The sequence below is a fragment of the Saccharomonospora cyanea NA-134 genome (genome assembly GCF_000244975.1).
In the GTDB taxonomy this organism is placed as follows: Bacteria; Actinomycetota; Actinomycetes; order Mycobacteriales; family Pseudonocardiaceae; genus Saccharomonospora; species Saccharomonospora cyanea.
The window spans coordinates 2,300,400-2,315,664 of the sequence record NZ_CM001440.1 but is presented as its reverse complement, the minus strand read 5'-3'; the positions used below and the strand labels follow the sequence as shown (position 1 = coordinate 2,315,664).

The 15,265-nt window shown below is 68.1% G+C and carries 13 protein-coding genes; 4 read left to right on the top strand and 9 right to left on the bottom strand.

What is annotated here, in order from left to right; genetic code table 11:
- Nucleotides 1–85 precede the first annotated feature (85 nt).
- Nucleotides 86–1,513, top strand: coding sequence for a glucuronate isomerase (gene uxaC / locus SACCYDRAFT_RS11005; RefSeq protein WP_005456164.1), 1,428 nt, complete (start codon nucleotides 86–88; stop codon nucleotides 1,511–1,513).
- A gap of 198 nt (nucleotides 1,514–1,711) precedes the next feature.
- Nucleotides 1,712–5,173: an alpha-glucuronidase family glycosyl hydrolase gene (locus SACCYDRAFT_RS11000; RefSeq protein ID WP_005456163.1), complete on the top strand. Its 3,462-nt coding sequence runs from the start codon at nucleotides 1,712–1,714 to the stop codon at nucleotides 5,171–5,173.
- 102 nt (nucleotides 5,174–5,275) lie between these two features.
- On the opposite strand, the gene SACCYDRAFT_RS10995 is transcribed toward SACCYDRAFT_RS11000, so the two are convergent.
- The gene (locus SACCYDRAFT_RS10995) at nucleotides 5,276–5,491 is read right to left on the bottom strand and encodes a hypothetical protein (protein WP_005456162.1); all 216 of its coding nucleotides are present in this window, start codon (nucleotides 5,489–5,491) and stop codon (nucleotides 5,276–5,278) included.
- A 107-nt stretch (nucleotides 5,492–5,598) separates the two neighbouring features.
- Here SACCYDRAFT_RS10995 and SACCYDRAFT_RS10990 point away from each other — a divergent pair, with 107 nt between their 5' ends.
- Nucleotides 5,599–6,258, top strand: coding sequence for a TetR/AcrR family transcriptional regulator (locus SACCYDRAFT_RS10990; protein ID WP_005456161.1), 660 nt, complete (start codon nucleotides 5,599–5,601; stop codon nucleotides 6,256–6,258).
- 67 nt (nucleotides 6,259–6,325) lie between these two features.
- On the opposite strand, the gene SACCYDRAFT_RS10985 is transcribed toward SACCYDRAFT_RS10990, so the two are convergent.
- The 4 genes from SACCYDRAFT_RS10985 to SACCYDRAFT_RS10970 form a co-directional block, all read right to left on the bottom strand.
- Nucleotides 6,326–6,709, bottom strand: coding sequence for an ankyrin repeat domain-containing protein (locus SACCYDRAFT_RS10985; protein WP_005456159.1), 384 nt, complete (start codon nucleotides 6,707–6,709; stop codon nucleotides 6,326–6,328).
- Nucleotides 6,710–6,809: 100 nt separating this feature from the next.
- Entirely contained in the window at nucleotides 6,810–8,273 is a 1,464-nt protein-coding gene (locus tag SACCYDRAFT_RS10980; RefSeq protein WP_005456158.1) for a catalase, read from the bottom strand.
- Between the two features lie 38 nt (nucleotides 8,274–8,311).
- Nucleotides 8,312–8,737, bottom strand: a complete 426-nt coding sequence (locus SACCYDRAFT_RS10975) for a Fur family transcriptional regulator (RefSeq protein WP_043536376.1) — start codon at nucleotides 8,735–8,737, stop codon at nucleotides 8,312–8,314.
- A gap of 156 nt (nucleotides 8,738–8,893) precedes the next feature.
- On the bottom strand, nucleotides 8,894–9,463 hold the full coding sequence (locus tag SACCYDRAFT_RS10970; protein ID WP_005456155.1) for a DUF4232 domain-containing protein: 570 nt from the start codon (nucleotides 9,461–9,463) through the stop codon (nucleotides 8,894–8,896).
- Between the two features lie 459 nt (nucleotides 9,464–9,922).
- On the opposite strand from SACCYDRAFT_RS10970, the gene SACCYDRAFT_RS10965 reads away from it, so the two are divergent.
- Nucleotides 9,923–11,038 (top strand): beta/alpha barrel domain-containing protein, encoded by a 1,116-nt coding sequence (locus SACCYDRAFT_RS10965; protein WP_005456154.1) that lies wholly within the window; start codon nucleotides 9,923–9,925, stop codon nucleotides 11,036–11,038.
- Between the two features lie 655 nt (nucleotides 11,039–11,693).
- On the opposite strand, the gene SACCYDRAFT_RS10960 is transcribed toward SACCYDRAFT_RS10965, so the two are convergent.
- From SACCYDRAFT_RS10960 to SACCYDRAFT_RS10945, 4 genes are read right to left on the bottom strand one after another with little or no spacing between them, the layout of a single operon-like run.
- Nucleotides 11,694–12,851: an alpha/beta hydrolase family protein gene (locus SACCYDRAFT_RS10960; protein WP_005456153.1), complete on the bottom strand. Its 1,158-nt coding sequence runs from the start codon at nucleotides 12,849–12,851 to the stop codon at nucleotides 11,694–11,696.
- 22 nt (nucleotides 12,852–12,873) lie between these two features.
- Nucleotides 12,874–13,866, bottom strand: a complete 993-nt coding sequence (locus tag SACCYDRAFT_RS10955) for an ABC-2 transporter permease (RefSeq protein WP_005456152.1) — start codon at nucleotides 13,864–13,866, stop codon at nucleotides 12,874–12,876.
- Nucleotides 13,863–14,741, bottom strand: coding sequence for an ABC transporter ATP-binding protein (locus tag SACCYDRAFT_RS10950; RefSeq protein WP_005456151.1), 879 nt, complete (start codon nucleotides 14,739–14,741; stop codon nucleotides 13,863–13,865). The genes SACCYDRAFT_RS10955 and SACCYDRAFT_RS10950 overlap by 4 nt, the downstream gene beginning before the upstream one ends.
- Nucleotides 14,738–15,130 carry a GntR family transcriptional regulator gene (locus SACCYDRAFT_RS10945; protein WP_005456150.1) on the bottom strand — a complete coding sequence of 131 codons (393 nt, stop codon included), beginning with the start codon at nucleotides 15,128–15,130 and terminating at the stop codon, nucleotides 14,738–14,740. The genes SACCYDRAFT_RS10950 and SACCYDRAFT_RS10945 overlap by 4 nt, the downstream gene beginning before the upstream one ends.
- Nucleotides 15,131–15,265 lie beyond the last annotated feature (135 nt).

Genomic DNA, 15,265 nt, shown 5'->3' with positions numbered 1-15,265 from the left:
CACCGGATTTCGTTCATGCTTGATCCAGCAAGGTCGCCCATGCAACCCTTTTCATCACCCTCATCGACGCGGAGGAAACCAGCACATGGCCACACCGCTCGTCCTTCACCCCGACCGCGCTCTTCCCGCCGACCCCGCCACCCGGGACGTCGCCCGACGCCTCTACGCCGCGACCCGATCGCTGCCGCTCGTGTGCATGCACGGCCACGTGGAAGCCCAGGTCCTGGCCGACGACACGCCGTTTCCGGACCCGGCGCGGCTGCTCGTGGTGCCCGACCACTACGTCACCCGCATGCTGGTGTCACAGGGGATAAGGCTGGAGGACCTCGGGGTTCCGCGACGTGACGGCGGCGCGGTGGAGACCGACCCCCGGGCGATCTGGCGACGACTGTGCGCCAACTGGCACCTGTTCCGGGGGACGCCGTCGCGGTACTGGTTGGAGCACGAACTCTCCGAGGTCTTCGGAGTCCGAACCCAGCCGTCCGCCGACACCGCCGACGACATCTACGACCAACTGGCGATAAAACTGTCCGATCCGGACTTCCGGCCGAGGGCGCTGCTGCGCCGCTTCAACATCGAACTCATCTCCACCACCGACCCGGCCACGTCGGACCTACGGCACCACACCCGGCTTCGCGAGGACGGCCTCGGCGAACAGGTGATTCCCACGTTCCGGCCCGACGCCGTCGTGCACGTGACCCACGAGGGCTGGGCGGAGCGCATCGAGGAACTCGGCGGGCTCACCGGTGTCGACACCTCCGACTATCCCGGGTTCCTCGACGCGTTGCGCAGGCAGCGGGAGGCGTTCGTCCTCGCCGGTGCGCTGGCCACCGACCACGGCCACCTGGGCACCGACACCACACCCCTCGACGACGCCGAGGCCGCGCGCATCTACGCCGCCGCGTTCGAGGGGAAGGTGACCCAGGACGAGGCCGAGGCGTTCGCCGGGCACATGCTGTTCGTCATGGCGGGGATGTCCTGCGAGGACGGGTTGGTGATGCAGCTTCACCCCGGAGTGCGGCGCGACCACCACGACGGCATCCACCGGGCCTTCGGCCCCGACAAGGGTTTCGACATCCCGGTGGCCGCCGAGTTCACCCGCGGTCTTCGACCTCTGCTCAACGAGTTCGGCCACCACCCGAACTTCCGGCTCGTCCTGTTCACCGTGGACGAGACCGTCTACAGCCGTGAGCTGGCACCGCTGGCCGGTGCCTACCCCTCGGTGCGGCTGGGCGCGCCGTGGTGGTTCCTCGACAGCCCCGACGGTATGCGGCGCTTCCGCGAGCTGGCGACCGAAACGGCCGGTTTCTACAACACCTCGGGGTTCGTGGACGACACGCGTGCCTTCGCCTCCATCCCGGCGCGGCACGACCTCGCCCGCCGGATCGACGCGGGATACCTGGCCCGCCTCGTCACGGAACACCGGCTCACCGAGGACGAGGCCGTCGAGACGGCCGTGGACCTCGCCTACCACCTACCCCGAATCGCGTACCGGCGCCCGAGGAACCCGTGAGCCGAAAACTTTCGGTTCGATGAAACACGTTTCACCGCTTACGGGCTCTTGACGAGCGGCGTGGGCGTTTCCACACTCGTTCGAGAACGACAAGGTGATCAGCTCTCGTGGTGTCCGCAATGGACACCCGTGTTCACCTGAACCGATTTCCTCCCGGCTGCTCTCCACGTTCGGCGACACGGCAAAGGAGCCCGCGAGATGAGGAGACGTCCGCGACACCGGAGAGCAGCGTTCGCGCTGCTCGTTCCGGTCGTGCTGGTAGCGACCCTGCTGACCGGCGCGCCCACGATTCCCGAAGCGTCCGCGACACCCGCCCACCACTACAGTGGCTCGGACCTGTGGCTGCGTTACCCGCCGATCAGCGATCCGGCGCTTCGAAAGCGGTACGCGAAGTCCGCCACCACCGTCATCGTGCAGAACGCCGGGAAGAACCCGGTCCATCGGCACACCCGTGACCTGCGGATGGAACCGGGTTCCCGGGAGCACCTCGTGGCGACGTCCCTCGAAGCGGCCAAAGACGAGCTGGCGAGAGGTCTGGAAGGGCTCCTCGGCAGGGAGGTGCCCGTCAGCACGAAACCGGGACAACGCGTTCCGGACGGAGCCGTCGTGGTGGGCACGCCGGAGACCTCGCAGCTCGTGCGGCGGCACGCTCCCTCCGAGGAGCTCCGGACAGTGGGCGACGAGGGATACCTGATCCGCTCGGTCTCCCGCGGACGACACGACTTCACCGTCATCGCCGCCAACACGGAGATCGGCGCGCTGTACGGGACCTTCGCGTTCCTGCGGCGGATGCAGACACAGCAGCCCATCACCGGCCTGGACGTCACCGAGAAGCCCAGGATCGCCAACCGGCACCTGAACTACTGGGAGACCGAACGGCTCTACGCCGGCAACGACGCCACCGGCACCGGCGGTTTGAACGGCGAGAACGGCGCCGTCTTCAACTTCGCGGCCACGGGCGAGAGCGCCGACCGCAACCTGCCCGTCATCCTGGACCGCTACCTCGTGGTCGCGCGCGCACTGGCCTCGGTGGGCGTCAACGGCATCACGATCAACAACGTCAACGCGGACAACGCCTACCTGACGCGCGAGTACGTGGAGCAGACGGCCGCGCTCGCCGACGCGCTGCGGCCCTACGGGATCAGGGTCGCGTTGTCCGTCAAGTACACCGCACCCACCGACGAACGGTTCGCTCCCGACACCCTCACCGAGGACCAGCTCGACCCGTACGGCGCGGAGTTCCGTGACTGGTGGCACCGGAAGGCCGAGCACATCCGGGACGCGATCCCCGACTTCACCGGCTTCACCGTGAAGGCGAACTCCGAAGGGCAACCGGGGCCGCAGGACTTCGGCTACGATCACGGTGACGGTGCCAACGGCATCGCCGCCGCCCTCGCACCGCTCGGGATGACGGTGTACTGGCGCACGTTCGTCTACAACGCCGACGTCGACGACGATCGGCTCAAGCGCGCGTACCTGGAGTTCGGCCACATCGACGACGAACCCCAGGACGACGGGTCGACAGGGCGGTTCGCGGACAACGTGTTCCTCCAGACCAAGAACGGACCGCTGGACTTCCAGGCCCGTGAGCCGTTCAACCCCATGTTCGGGCGCCTGGAGAACACCAACCAGGCGCTGGAGTTGCAGATCACCCAGGAGTACACTGGCCAGAACACGATGCTGTGCTATCTCGGCCCCATGTGGCAGGAGGTGCTGCGCACCGACACGTACACCACCGACGAACACGGTGAACTTCTCGACGACCGCCTGGTCGGCCACATCGTGGACGGCACGGCCCAGGGCCATCCGGACACGGCGATCGTGGGTGTGGCGAACCTCGGCAACGCCGACAACCTCACGGGCCACCACTTCTCGCAGGCCAACCTGTTCGCCTTCGGTCGTCTGGCCTGGGACTGGACGCTGGACTCGGAGCGGATCGCCACCGACTGGGTGCGGATGACGTGGAGCAACGACGACCGCATCGTCGACACGATCGTGCGGATGATGATGGGTTCCTGGGAAGCGCTGGTCAGCTACCAGACACCTCTGGGCGTCGCGCACCAGTTCGCCGACGGCGAGCACTACGAGCCGTACCCGTCCCAGTGGTTCATGAAGGACGACTGGAGTCCGGTCTACTACAACAAGGCCGACAGCGCCGGGCTCGGCTACGACCGCTCTCCCACGGGCAGCGACTTCACCGCCCAGTACTTCCCCACCCTGGCCGAGCGCTACGGCGACATCGAGTCCACTCCGGAGAACCTGCTGATGTGGTTCCACCACGTGCCGTGGGACCACCGGATGGACAACGGCCGGATCTTCTGGGAGGAGCTCGTGTACCGCTACCAGATGGGCGTCCAGTACGTGACGTGGATGAGGGAGACGTGGGATTCGCTGAAGCCGTCCCTCGACGCGCGCCGATGGGCCGAGGTGCGGGACAAGCTCGTCCAGCACGAGATCGACGCGGCCGACTGGCGCGACACCAACGTGGAGTACTGGCAGGAGTTCAGTGGCAGAGAGATCCCGGTGGACGACGGGCCGCTGTCGGCCACGTTCGTCGTGAACGGAACGGAACACGGTGGGTTCGACCTTTCGGCCGACAGTTACCGGATCCCGGTCGCGGCAGGAGGATCGCCGACGATCACCGAGGTGCGGACGGCCGACCTCGACGCCCGCTACGAGATCGTCTCGCAGGCCGACAACGTGCCCGGGACGGCGGTCGTCAAGGTCACCGGGCAGTCGTTCTTCGGGCCGCTGGTGAAGAACTACGTCCTCGAACTGGTGCCCGACACCACCCTGGCGAGTCTGTCGGTCAACGGCGCGCAACCGGCGTCGTTCGACCCGGACGTCCACCACTACAACACCCTGCTGCCGCCCGATGCCGAGTCGGTGGCGACGGTGGAGGCCGTGGCCCACGACCCCGCGGCGACCGTGCGCGTGGAGCAGGCCGACCACCCGACGGGGCGCGCGACTGTCACCGTGACCAACGGCGGCTCCTCGACGGTGTACACAGTGGACTTCGGCACCGCTCTGGACGGCAGTGACGAGTTCGACCCCGGCGAGCTCGACGACCGGTGGCGGTGGGTGCGGCACGACGCCGACGCCGTGCGGCTCGCCGACGGCGCACTCGTCATCACCGCGCAGCAGGGCGATCTGGAAGGAGAAGCCGGGTCGGCGAAGAACCTCGCGCTGCAGGAGGTCGACGGCGACTGGACGGCGGAGTCGAGGCTCGTCTTCTCCCGGCCGCTCGCCCACGACAACGAGCAGGGTGGACTCGTCGCCTATGCCGACGACGACAACTACGTCAAGCTCGCGTGGGAGATGGCGGACGAGAAAGCCGAGATCAACAAGCTGCGCGTCGTGCTGCTGACCGAGGAAAGCGGCAAGGCGACGAGCATGGAGGTCACCGGAGCCGACGCCCAGCGCATCGTGGGCGAGGACGGCGCCATCTGGCTCCGGCTCGTGAAGCTCGGGAACACGTACAAGGCGTACTACTCCGGCGACGGAGAGGTCTACCGGTTCTTCGGGGCCACCACGCTGAGCGCCGAACCCGCGCACGCGGGGTTGGTGGCGTTCAACGGGCCCGCGACGTCCACCGGCCTCGACGTGGCCTTCGACTGGTTCCACATCGACAGCCACGGCGATCCGGTACCGGCTCGCTGAACGGAAATCCGGTGCGGCCGCAGTCACCCGGCCGCACCGGATTTCTTCACCCGGCTGCCGGATGCCGGTGGCATCGACGGAACCGATGGTGCGACGGCATGGTCAGTCGTCGAGCAGCCACCGCCAGCCCTTACGACGCACCACCAGGAACAGCCCGGCCACCAGCATCAGCGCGTGCCCCATGACATGCAGTGCTTCGGGCATCGCGACGTAGTTGAGCACGAACCAGCTGTTCGAGTCGGCGAACACGTTGTTGATCAGCCCTCCGCCTCCTTGAACCAGCAAGGCCAGACCGATGACCACGACGACGGCTCCCACTGTGCCCCTCCCCACTCTGTTCAATACGTTCGTATTGATATACTGAAGACATTACCGAGCCCGGATTGGTTCGTCAAATCAATACGAACGACTTGGAAAAGGCAGTGATGGGGAAGGACAGAAACGCGGTCCGCGGTCTCGGTGCCGCGCACGAGCAACGGCGCCGGGACATACTGGACGCGGTCTTCGCGATCGTCGACACCGAGGGAACGGAGCAGGTCAGCATCCGCCGTGTCGCGGACGCGGCAGGGGTTTCCGTCGGCCGGGTCCAGCACTACTTCCGCACCAAGGACGACCTGCTGGCCGAGGCGTTCACGACGATCAACAGCCACGGCACCGACCGTGTGCGCGAACGACTTTCCAGCGAGGACAGCGCCGCCGATCCCCGGCGCGTGCTGACCGTGGTGCTGGGCGAACTCATCCCCCGCACAGCCGACGACTGCCGACTCGTCCGAGTCGCGCAGGCATTCGAGACGTACGCCCACACTCGACCGCAACTCAGGGAGCGGCTCACCCAGGGCTACGACGAACTCGCGGCCCTCCTCGCCCACCTGCTCCACGCGAGCGCGGACCCGCAGACCGGCGACACCGAACACGTTCCGGCGACTTTCCGCACCGACGCGTACGAACTCCTCGCCCTGGCCACGGGCCTCGCCGGGCTCGTCGTCACCGGCAACCTCGACGCACGGCAGGCACACACCATCGCAACCACACGCCTCGACGAGGTGCTCAGCGCACGACGCGGAACCGGTTCCCAGCACCGGTGACTCCCGGCTCGGTCTCCCTCACGGGCGGGATCGCGCCGTTCTGGCTCGGTGACAGGCGACCGAGCAGTCAGTCCAGCAGGTGCTCCCGGCCGAACATGGCGGCGGCCGCCCGTGCGGTGGGCGTGCCCGCGTCGAGGTCCGCGCCCGCCTCGCGGAGCACGGCGACGACCTCGTCCTCACCCTTGAACAGCGCACCGGCGATCGGTGACTGGTCACGTGCGTTGCGCCGGTCCGGATCCGCGCCACGTTCCAGCAGCACGCGCACCGTGGCCGCGTGGCCGTGGTAGGCGGCGAGCATGAGCAGGGTGTTCCCCGCCGGGTCGGCCACGTCGACCGGCAGTCCGTGGTCGAGGAACTCCAGCAGCTGCGCGGTGTCACCTTCGCGCGCGAGGTCCATGGCGATCGCCACGACGCGCTCGACCTGCTCCGGCGTCAGTCCACCCTCACTCATAACCCACCTCTCCGAGATTCTTCGCCTCGACGAGAACACCGCCCCGCACGGACGAACCACGCGGGGCGGTGTCTTACGCGACAGTGACGTCGGCCTTTCGTCAGAGCTGGCCGGCCTGCAGCGCCTCGATCGCCTTGCGGACGCCCTCGCCGTAGGCGGGGTCGGCCTTGGTGCAGTTGGCGATGTGCCGCTCGATGGTCGCCTCCGAGGCGCCGTTGATGGCACGCGCGGTGTTCTCGAACAGCGCCTGCTGCTGCTCCGGCGTCATGTTGCGGAACAGGATGCCGGGCTGCTCGTAGTAGTTGTCGTCGTCCTCGCGGTAGTTGAACCGGTCGGCGACCGCACCCACGGCCAGGCTCGGCTCGCGGTAGGCGGGCTGCTCCTGCCAGCGGCCGTAGGAGTTCGGCTCGATGCCCGGCGTGGAGCCCTGGTTGCCGTCGACGCGCATGGCACCGTCACGGTGGTAGGAGTTGACCGGGCACCGCGGCGCGTTCACCGGGATCTGGTGGTGGTTCACACCCAGGCGGTACCGCTGCGCGTCACCGTAGGAGAACAGCCGGCCCTGCAGCATCCGGTCCGGTGAGAACCCGATGCCGGGGACGACGTTGGCCGGGCTGAAGGCGGCCTGCTCCACGTCGGCGAAGTAGTTCTCCGGGTTGCGGTTGAGCTCCCACTCGCCGACCTCGATCAGCGGGTAGTCCTTCTTGGACCACACCTTCGTGAGGTCGAACGGGTGGTACCGGTAGGTCTCGGCGTCGGCCTCCGGCATGACCTGGATGTAGAGCTTCCACTTCGGGAAGTCGCCGCGCTCGATCGCCTCGTAGAGGTCACGCTGGTGCGACTCGCGGTCCTTACCGATCAGCGCCTCGGCCTCGGCGTCGGTGAGGTTCTTGATCCCCTGCTGGGTGCGGTGGTGGAACTTGACCCAGAAGCGCTCACCCTCGGCGTTGATCATGCTGTAGGTGTGCGAGCCGAAGCCGTGCATGTGCCGGTACGACGCCGGGATGCCGCGGTCCGACATCACGATCGTCACCTGGTGCAGCGACTCGGGCAGGTTGGTCCAGAAGTCCCAGTTGTTCTCGGGGCTGCGCATGTTGGTGCGCGGGTCACGCTTCACCGCGTGGTTGAGGTCGGGGAACTTCAGCGGGTCGCGGAAGAAGAACACCGGGGTGTTGTTACCGACGATGTCCCAGTTGCCCTCTTCGGTGTAGAACTTCACCGCGAAACCACGGATGTCGCGCTCGGCGTCGGCCGCACCGCGCTCACCGGCGACGGTCGAGAAGCGGACGAACAGGTCCGTCTTCTTGCCGACCTCGGAGAAGAGCTTCGCGCAGGTGTACTGGGTGATGTCGTTGGTGACGGTGAACGTACCGAACGCACCGGAACCCTTCGCGTGCATCCGGCGCTCCGGGATCACCTCGCGGTCGAAGTGCGCGAGCTTCTCCAGGAACCACACGTCCTGCAGGAGCATCGGACCACGGGGGCCGGCGGTGAGGGAGTTCTGGTTGTCGGGAACCGGCGCACCGGCGACGGTGGTCAGCGGCCTCTGGTTGTTCTCGGGCAAAGCACACTCCTCGTCGGGTTCTTCTTCTCGGAAGGTGATCATTCGTCGTGTGCGAGGCAGGCAGGACAGGTGCCCCAGAAGGTCACCTCGGCCTCATCGACCGCGAACCCTTCCGGGTTCTCGGCGTGGAGGCAGGGAGCCTCACCCACCACGCAGTTGACGTCGGCAATGGAACCGCATTCGCGGCAGACCAGGTGGTGATGGTTGTCCCCCACACGGGTCTCGAACCGGGCGGGCGACCCGGCCGGTTCGATACGGCGGACCAGACCAACGTCGGTCAGCGCGCGCAGGACGTCGTAGACGGCCTGGGTCGACACCGAACCAAGCTCACGGCGGACGGCTGTTGCGATGGTGTCGGTGTCCGAGTGGGGGTTGGCCGCGACCATCGTCAGCACGGCGACCCTCGGACGGGTCACCCGCAGTGCTGCCCCCCGTAGCAGGGCGGGGGCGTCGATGATTGCCACGGCGGAAGCCAACCAGCTTTTCTGGAACAAGTCAAGTTAGACACCGGCAGGACTTCGGAACCCACGACGGCGGAGACACGAACACGCTGGTCGGCTGCGGTGCATCCCCGTCTGGGGCTTACACCACTCACCCGTTCGCGGACCGCGACCGCCGCCCTACCGGTGCCACGCCCGCACACCGAGGGTGCCCGTGCTGCCGACGTCGATGTGCAGACCGTCCGGGTACTGGCCTCCGGCTTCCACCGGCTGCCACGGCCGCCCCTCCGCCGGGGCGATCGACAGGGATTCACCGACCTGCGGCGCACCGTTGCCGGTGACCGTGTTGCGCCACATCAGCTGCGTCTCGGCCGTCTCACCGGGCCACAGTGTCAGAGGCTCGGGCGGGGCGTCGAAACCCTCGACCGTCGCGATACCGGCCGACCCCCGCGCGACCTCGACCTTCAACGGCTCGCCGTCGGTGTCCAGCACACGCAGCAGCGGATACCCGTCGAGGTCGTACGGACGCTCGCCACAGTTGGTGAGGCGAAGTCCCAGGACACGCAGGCCCGTGGCCGCTTCCGAGGGCCCGGCCGCGACCCGGACACCGCTTTCCGGGCATGCGGTCGCCACCGTCGGCTCAGGTGACGACGGCGGAGCAGGCAGTTCCGGCACGGCGGTACAGGCAGAGGTGACGAGCAGGCTCGACAACACGAATCCCCAGCGCTTCACCGCCACATCCTCTCGCATGGGCACAAGGCGGACTTCGCCCGTCTGCGGGACGGCGAAGCACACCCCTCTGGGGCACGGCGACGAGGCTCTAAGCGAAGCTTCCGCCCGACCGCGGAACCTGTCCCTCGTCAACGAGGTGACGGCCCGCGCTGGACCAGGGCGATGGTGCCCCTCATCTGCCGCGCGTTTTCCGGTCTGGGCCAGTTCCGGGACGAACTCCGTGCGCCCTCCGCCCCTCCGCTGGTTCTCCCTCATCAGTTCCCGCAGGAAGGTCGACTCGCCGAATTTGACCGTGCCCACCGTTCCGGGCCGGTGACGAGCAGCGGCGGCGGAAGCGAGCCGAGATAGGTGCTGCGCACCCGGATTCCGCACCGCCGGGCGCACCGTGCGAAGCGACGGTGGGCCGTTCGTGCGGTGCTGGTCGGCGGCCGTGTGAAGACCGGTGACGCACGGGCCGGTCTTCGCCACCGTGAGACCATGGACCGCTCACTGGATCAGCTCAGGCGACGGCTGCTCATCCAGTGCCGCCCGTCGCAGGCGGACACAGCCGCCGAGATCGCCGACGCTCACGACGGTGGTCTGGTCCTCACGGGGGCCGAGCCGGAGGCCATCGTCCGCAGGCTCCGCCGCAGGGGATTCGGCGGCCCGATCCTCTGCGACGCCGACCGGTATTCGGGGAAACGCCGGGTGAGCGCAGGACGTGGGATTCGCCCCGCATGGTGCCGGCGGCAACACGATCTCGGCCTGATCGCAGTCACCGACTCCGGCTATCTCGCCACGGGGAACTGGCCGGGCCTCCGCACGATCCTGCGCGCCGCGTCGAAACAGCGGGGCCCGGTCATCGCCATGTTGCCTCTGGCCGCACGCTGGTTCTTCAAACGCCCGGTGGTCGAGGCCATGGCACGGGAACTCAACGCCTACGGCGTGCCCGTCGCGGTGGCCCTCGAACATGCCGGAGACCCGTTCGGGACTCAGTACGTGGTACGCCACTTCCTCCACCTGCTCCGGACGACCACCGTGCCGGTGCTCCTGCTACGCAGCGACGTCTCCGCCATCGGCGCCCTGTGCCACGGCGCCCACGCCGCCGCGATCGGCACCACGAGCGCGCTCCGCCACTTCCATCCCGTGACACCGCACGGCAGACCTCGCCCGCCGGGAGTCTCCGTCTTCATCCGGCACCTGCTCAGCCATCACCGGCTCGACACGTGCGAAACCGTGTTCGCCGACACGCCGGACACCAGTCAGTTCTGGCTCTGCGACTGTGTCGTCTGCGACGGAGCCACACCCGCCCGGCTTCGCGCGGCCGGCGACCCCGCCACCGTGGCGTTGCGCCATTCCCTACATTCCCAGTTTCTCCTGCACCACGAACTCTTCCACCGACCGCGCACCCACGAGCAGTTGGCCAGCGCCTGGCACGAGAACTGCAGCCACGCGCTGTTCCTCCATCACCAGGTCGCCGAACACGTCGACCACTGGCGCACACCCCTCAACGTGAGAAGCTGGTACGCCGTCACCGACGATCCCCTGCAGCGCGCCACCATTCCTCGGCAGCCCACGGACCGGGCACTCCCCTCGCCACAACCGTCCGAATGACGCACCGCGACTCCGACCCTGTGACATCACAGCCCCGTCGTATAGGCCGTTATACACGTTACGGAGTCATGACTGGGGGCGCTCGGTGCCTGATTCGGGGTCGGACGGCTCGACCTCGTTCTCCCGATCGAAGCGTGGCCACAAGCTGTCACCCATCTCCCGCAACCGGGCCGCATCGATGACCACGAATGGTCACCGGCCTCCGTCGACGGTCGACTCACATTTGTCCAGCGCTGCGAAACCGACCGGGGCACTCGGATGGACGCGGATCGAGCAACGGCCCTACTCCGGCGGGCGGTCGCCGCCACTGGAACCCCCAACACCGTGCACCGCGTCAGCTTCCCGGGGGACGGCGTGTTGACGTGTGTGATCGGGAGCTGCACACGCTGGCTCGCAATACCCGGAGCGATCCCCGATGGGTCCCGCGACGGCGCAGCACAGTGAACCGCGACCTGGACGCCGAGATCGCCGAGGCGCGGTGGTCGAACGGTGTGCCCGCTCCAGGTCGCCGTCCACGACTGGCTCACTGAGCGGACCGACGAGGCGGAGCGGGCACTACCGGAGCTTCACGGCAGGCACGTCGAGCCGGTCCCCAGACGATCGATCCGGCCCGACGTCCTCCCCTCCCCCGCTGTTCTGAGCACGGGCGTGGCCGTCACCCAGCCGCCGGGTCGGCGAAGCTCACTTCCGGGTAACTCGGCGAAGGGTGGTCCAGCAGGGGTTGCGGTTCGCCGCGCAGATGCAGGTCGAAGAAGGCTCTCATGTAGGTCCGGGTGATCGCCGCGCCGCGCTCCGCCTCGGTGTCCGCTCCGAGGTCGAGCCCGAGCTGTTCACCGACGACTCCGACGTCGGTGAACGACGCGTGTTCCATGCCCGCCACCAGCAGCCACCGCTTCCAGCCGGTCAGCCGGGGCCAGCTCTCCTCCCAGGACTCCACCGCTTCGTCCGGGATGCCCGGGGTGTAGGTGTTCTGCCTGCCCAGGAGCAGGACCGGACGGGACAGCCCCGTGTCGGCGACCGGGTTGTGGAGCATCCCGTCGACGTCGATCCCCGCCCTGATCCGGGAATCGGCGTGCATGGCCTGGAGCGCGCTCGCTCCGCCGACGGAGTGACCGCCCATGGCGATGCGCGACCGGTCGATCAGGTGCGCACCGCACCAGCGGGATCGGGGGCCGGTCAGTTCGTCGAGGACGAACGACACGTCGGCGGCGCGGCCCCGCTCCAGCTTCCGCCAGAACTCCGGGACGTACTCGCCGCAGGCCTCACAGGTGGTGACGCGCCCGTCGGGGAAGGTGGTCGCCACGTTCTCGTAGGTGTGGTCGACGACCGCGACGACGTAGCCGTGGCTCGCGAGGTCCTCGCCCAGCGTGCTGAGCGTCGCCCGTGGCTTCTTGAAACCGGGCGACAGGACGACCAGCGGCAGGCTGTGTGGACGCCCGGCCGGTCGCGCGCCGACGACCGCATGCGTCCGCACCGTGGTGAGCACGTCGGGCGGCACACCGGTGATCCCGTCACTCTCCAGCAGGAGCTGTGACTCTCTCGCCGTCATGTACTGCTTCGTCGGTCCGTGCGCCGACGAAGCCGGGTAGAAGAGGGAGACCATCAGTTCCCGGTGGTCCTTCGACGGAACCCACGGGTCGGGACGCGACGTGTCGGTGAGGTGGAGCGAGGTCGTACCGACCGGGTGCCGTCCGGTCGGGTCGGGCAGCCGGAGCTCGGTGTCGGCGGGTCCGGCCGAGGCCGGTGTCGCGGACAGGGCAACGGTGATGGCAGTGAGGGCGGTGATGGCGGTGACGACGGCGAGGCCGCGCATGGTGTTCCTTTCGTCCGGAAATTCAGGCCAGGCGGTGTAGCCGCCGGAAGCAGAACCACGTGAGCGAGGCCGACAACACGAGGAACAGTGCCGTTTCCGCCCACTGGAGGGGCCAGAAATGACCGGCCGGTTGGTAGCTGAGGTGCTGGCGGTAGCCGAGGCCGGACAGGCCCGAAACACACTCGGCGATGCTGCGACGGCTTGGGGCCTCGTCGTACTCGCCTGGTGGCGGTGGCAGGCAGTCCCGCATGGCCGCAGGCAGCGGGCTGACCGTGTTGCCCGCCCGGTCCACCGTCTCGTTGGCGAGCACCCACGCACCGGCGGGTTCGGTCACGGTCAGCGATTCGAGCACGCCGTCCTCGTCCGCCCTGATCTGCCAGATGTTGGACGCCGTGATGGCGACCGTTTCCTCTGTCGCGGGCAGAACGTGTGGCCGTGCGAACAGTGGGACCGCCACCTGCACGGCGGCGAACAGGACCAGCGTGACCGCCATCGCCGGCACGGTGCGCCGCAGGAGCATTCCGATCGCGACCCCGAGCACGAAGGCGAAGACCGCGTAACCGACGGGGACGATCCCGCGAGCCCCGAACAGCAACGGTTCCATCCGCGACGGGAGGAAGCCGCCGCTGAGCCACTCACTTCGTAGCGCGTCGACCGGAGCCGCCCACCGGCTGACCACCAGGCTCAACAGCCCCGCCACCACCATGGCGACCGGGACCCCCACACCCAGCTTGGCCGCGAGCCAGCGGCTTCGGGTGACGGTCTGGTTCCAGACCAGGTTGTGTGTGCCGTTCTCCAGTTCACGCGTCACCGTGGGAACACCCCAGAAGACACCGATGACGGCAGGCAGCGCGTACACCAGGAGCGCGCTGGTGGAGAACAGCGGGCCCGTGCTGGCGAGGTCGATGTGGCCGGTCGTGTGGTCTGCCACCAGGAGTACCACCGCGATCACGACCACCGAGACGAGCACCGACAGCGCGCCCACCCGTAACTGGCGCCAGGTCAACCAGATCATCGCAGCACCTCCAGGGAGGGCCGGATGACCGGGTTTTCCAGGTACGCGAGCACCAGGTCCTCCAGGGTGAGTCGCCCGACGGTCCACACCGGATCGAGTACCGGGGCCTCGGTGCGCACGAGCACGGTGGTCTGCCGGTCGGTGTGGCTCGCGGAGATGACCTGCTGGGCATCGGGAAGGGTGTCGAGGTCGCGGCGGGGACCGCTGAGACGGCAGTGCGTGGCGAGCAGGTCCTCGACGTCACCCACGATCCGCACCGTCGAATTCGTCAGCACCACGAGGTGGTCACAGATCCGTTCCAGGTCGCCGATGTCGTGTGACGACATCAGCACGGACAAACCGTGCTCGGCGACGGCCTCCATGAGGTCCTGCAGGAACTCACGCCGCGCGAGCGGGTCGAGCGCCGCGACAGGCTCGTCCAGCAACAGCAGCTCGGGACGCTTCGCGATACCGAGCGTCAGCGCGAGCTGCGCACGTTGGCCGCCCGAGAGCTTGCCGGCCTGCCGCGCCGGGTCGAGCCCGATACGCCTGATCCGCTCCCGAGCGAGCGCGTCGTCCCACTTCGGGTTGAGCCTCGCACCCAACCGCAGGTGCTCCTCGACCGTCAGCCTCGCGTAGACGGGGGCGCTCTGCGCGACGTAGCCGACCCTCGCCAGTTGGTCCGGTCCGCTTCCGGGCACACCACCACAGACCTCGATGGTGCCGGTCGTCGGCGTCACCATGCCGGCGGCAAGGCCGAGGAGTGTGGACTTTCCGGCTCCGTTGGGGCCGACCAGCCCGGTCACGCACCCGGGAGGAATGTCGAGCGTGCACTGCGACAACGCCCATGTGCTCTTGTATCTCAGGCCGAGCGCACGGGTTCGCAGGCCGCTCACGCGATGTCCTCGCGGGCCTGCGAACGGAACGTCGTCAGGAACAACGCCTCGATGCTCTCGTCGTCCAGCCCCGCTCGGCGAGCCTTGGCGAGCCACCGCTTCAGGTCCTGGCGCAGCGCCGCGTGGGCGGCGAAGGAGGCACTCACGAGCGTTCGCGTCACGAACGTCCCGACGCCGGGCTTGGCGGCGACGAGTCCCTCGTGTTCGAGCTCGCGATAGGCCTTGAGCACCGTGTTGGGGTTGATCGCCAAAGACGCCACCACGTCCTTGACCTTCGGCAACTGGTCTCCCTCGGCGAGCAGGCCCAGTCGTAACGCATGCCGCACCTGCTGGACGAGCTGCTGGTACGGGGACAGGCCCGACCTGGCGTCCAGGTGAAACTCGATCATCGATCACCACCACTATTTATCTAGGTTCCTAGTACTATAGAGGAAGTGGTGGATGTCCGGGCAAGGCCGGGCGGAAACAGCGCTGGACATGACGACGCGGCCGGCCGAACAGTGCGTTCGACCGGCCGCGTCGCA

Excerpts from the sequence above, each read along its gene's own strand:
- uxaC (WP_005456164.1), top strand. The coding sequence starts at position 86 with ATGGCCACACCGCTCGTCCTTCACCCCGACCGCGCTCTTCCCGCCGAC.
- SACCYDRAFT_RS11000 (WP_005456163.1), top strand. The coding sequence starts at position 1,712 with ATGAGGAGACGTCCGCGACACCGGAGAGCAGCGTTCGCGCTGCTCGTT.
- SACCYDRAFT_RS10990 (WP_005456161.1), top strand. The coding sequence starts at position 5,599 with ATGGGGAAGGACAGAAACGCGGTCCGCGGTCTCGGTGCCGCGCACGAG.
- SACCYDRAFT_RS10985 (WP_005456159.1), bottom strand. The coding sequence starts at position 6,709 with ATGAGTGAGGGTGGACTGACGCCGGAGCAGGTCGAGCGCGTCGTGGCG.
- SACCYDRAFT_RS10970 (WP_005456155.1), bottom strand. The coding sequence starts at position 9,463 with ATGCGAGAGGATGTGGCGGTGAAGCGCTGGGGATTCGTGTTGTCGAGC.
- SACCYDRAFT_RS10965 (WP_005456154.1), top strand. The coding sequence starts at position 9,923 with ATGGACCGCTCACTGGATCAGCTCAGGCGACGGCTGCTCATCCAGTGC.
- SACCYDRAFT_RS10960 (WP_005456153.1), bottom strand. The coding sequence starts at position 12,851 with ATGCGCGGCCTCGCCGTCGTCACCGCCATCACCGCCCTCACTGCCATC.
- SACCYDRAFT_RS10955 (WP_005456152.1), bottom strand. The coding sequence starts at position 13,866 with ATGATCTGGTTGACCTGGCGCCAGTTACGGGTGGGCGCGCTGTCGGTG.
- SACCYDRAFT_RS10945 (WP_005456150.1), bottom strand. The coding sequence starts at position 15,130 with ATGATCGAGTTTCACCTGGACGCCAGGTCGGGCCTGTCCCCGTACCAG.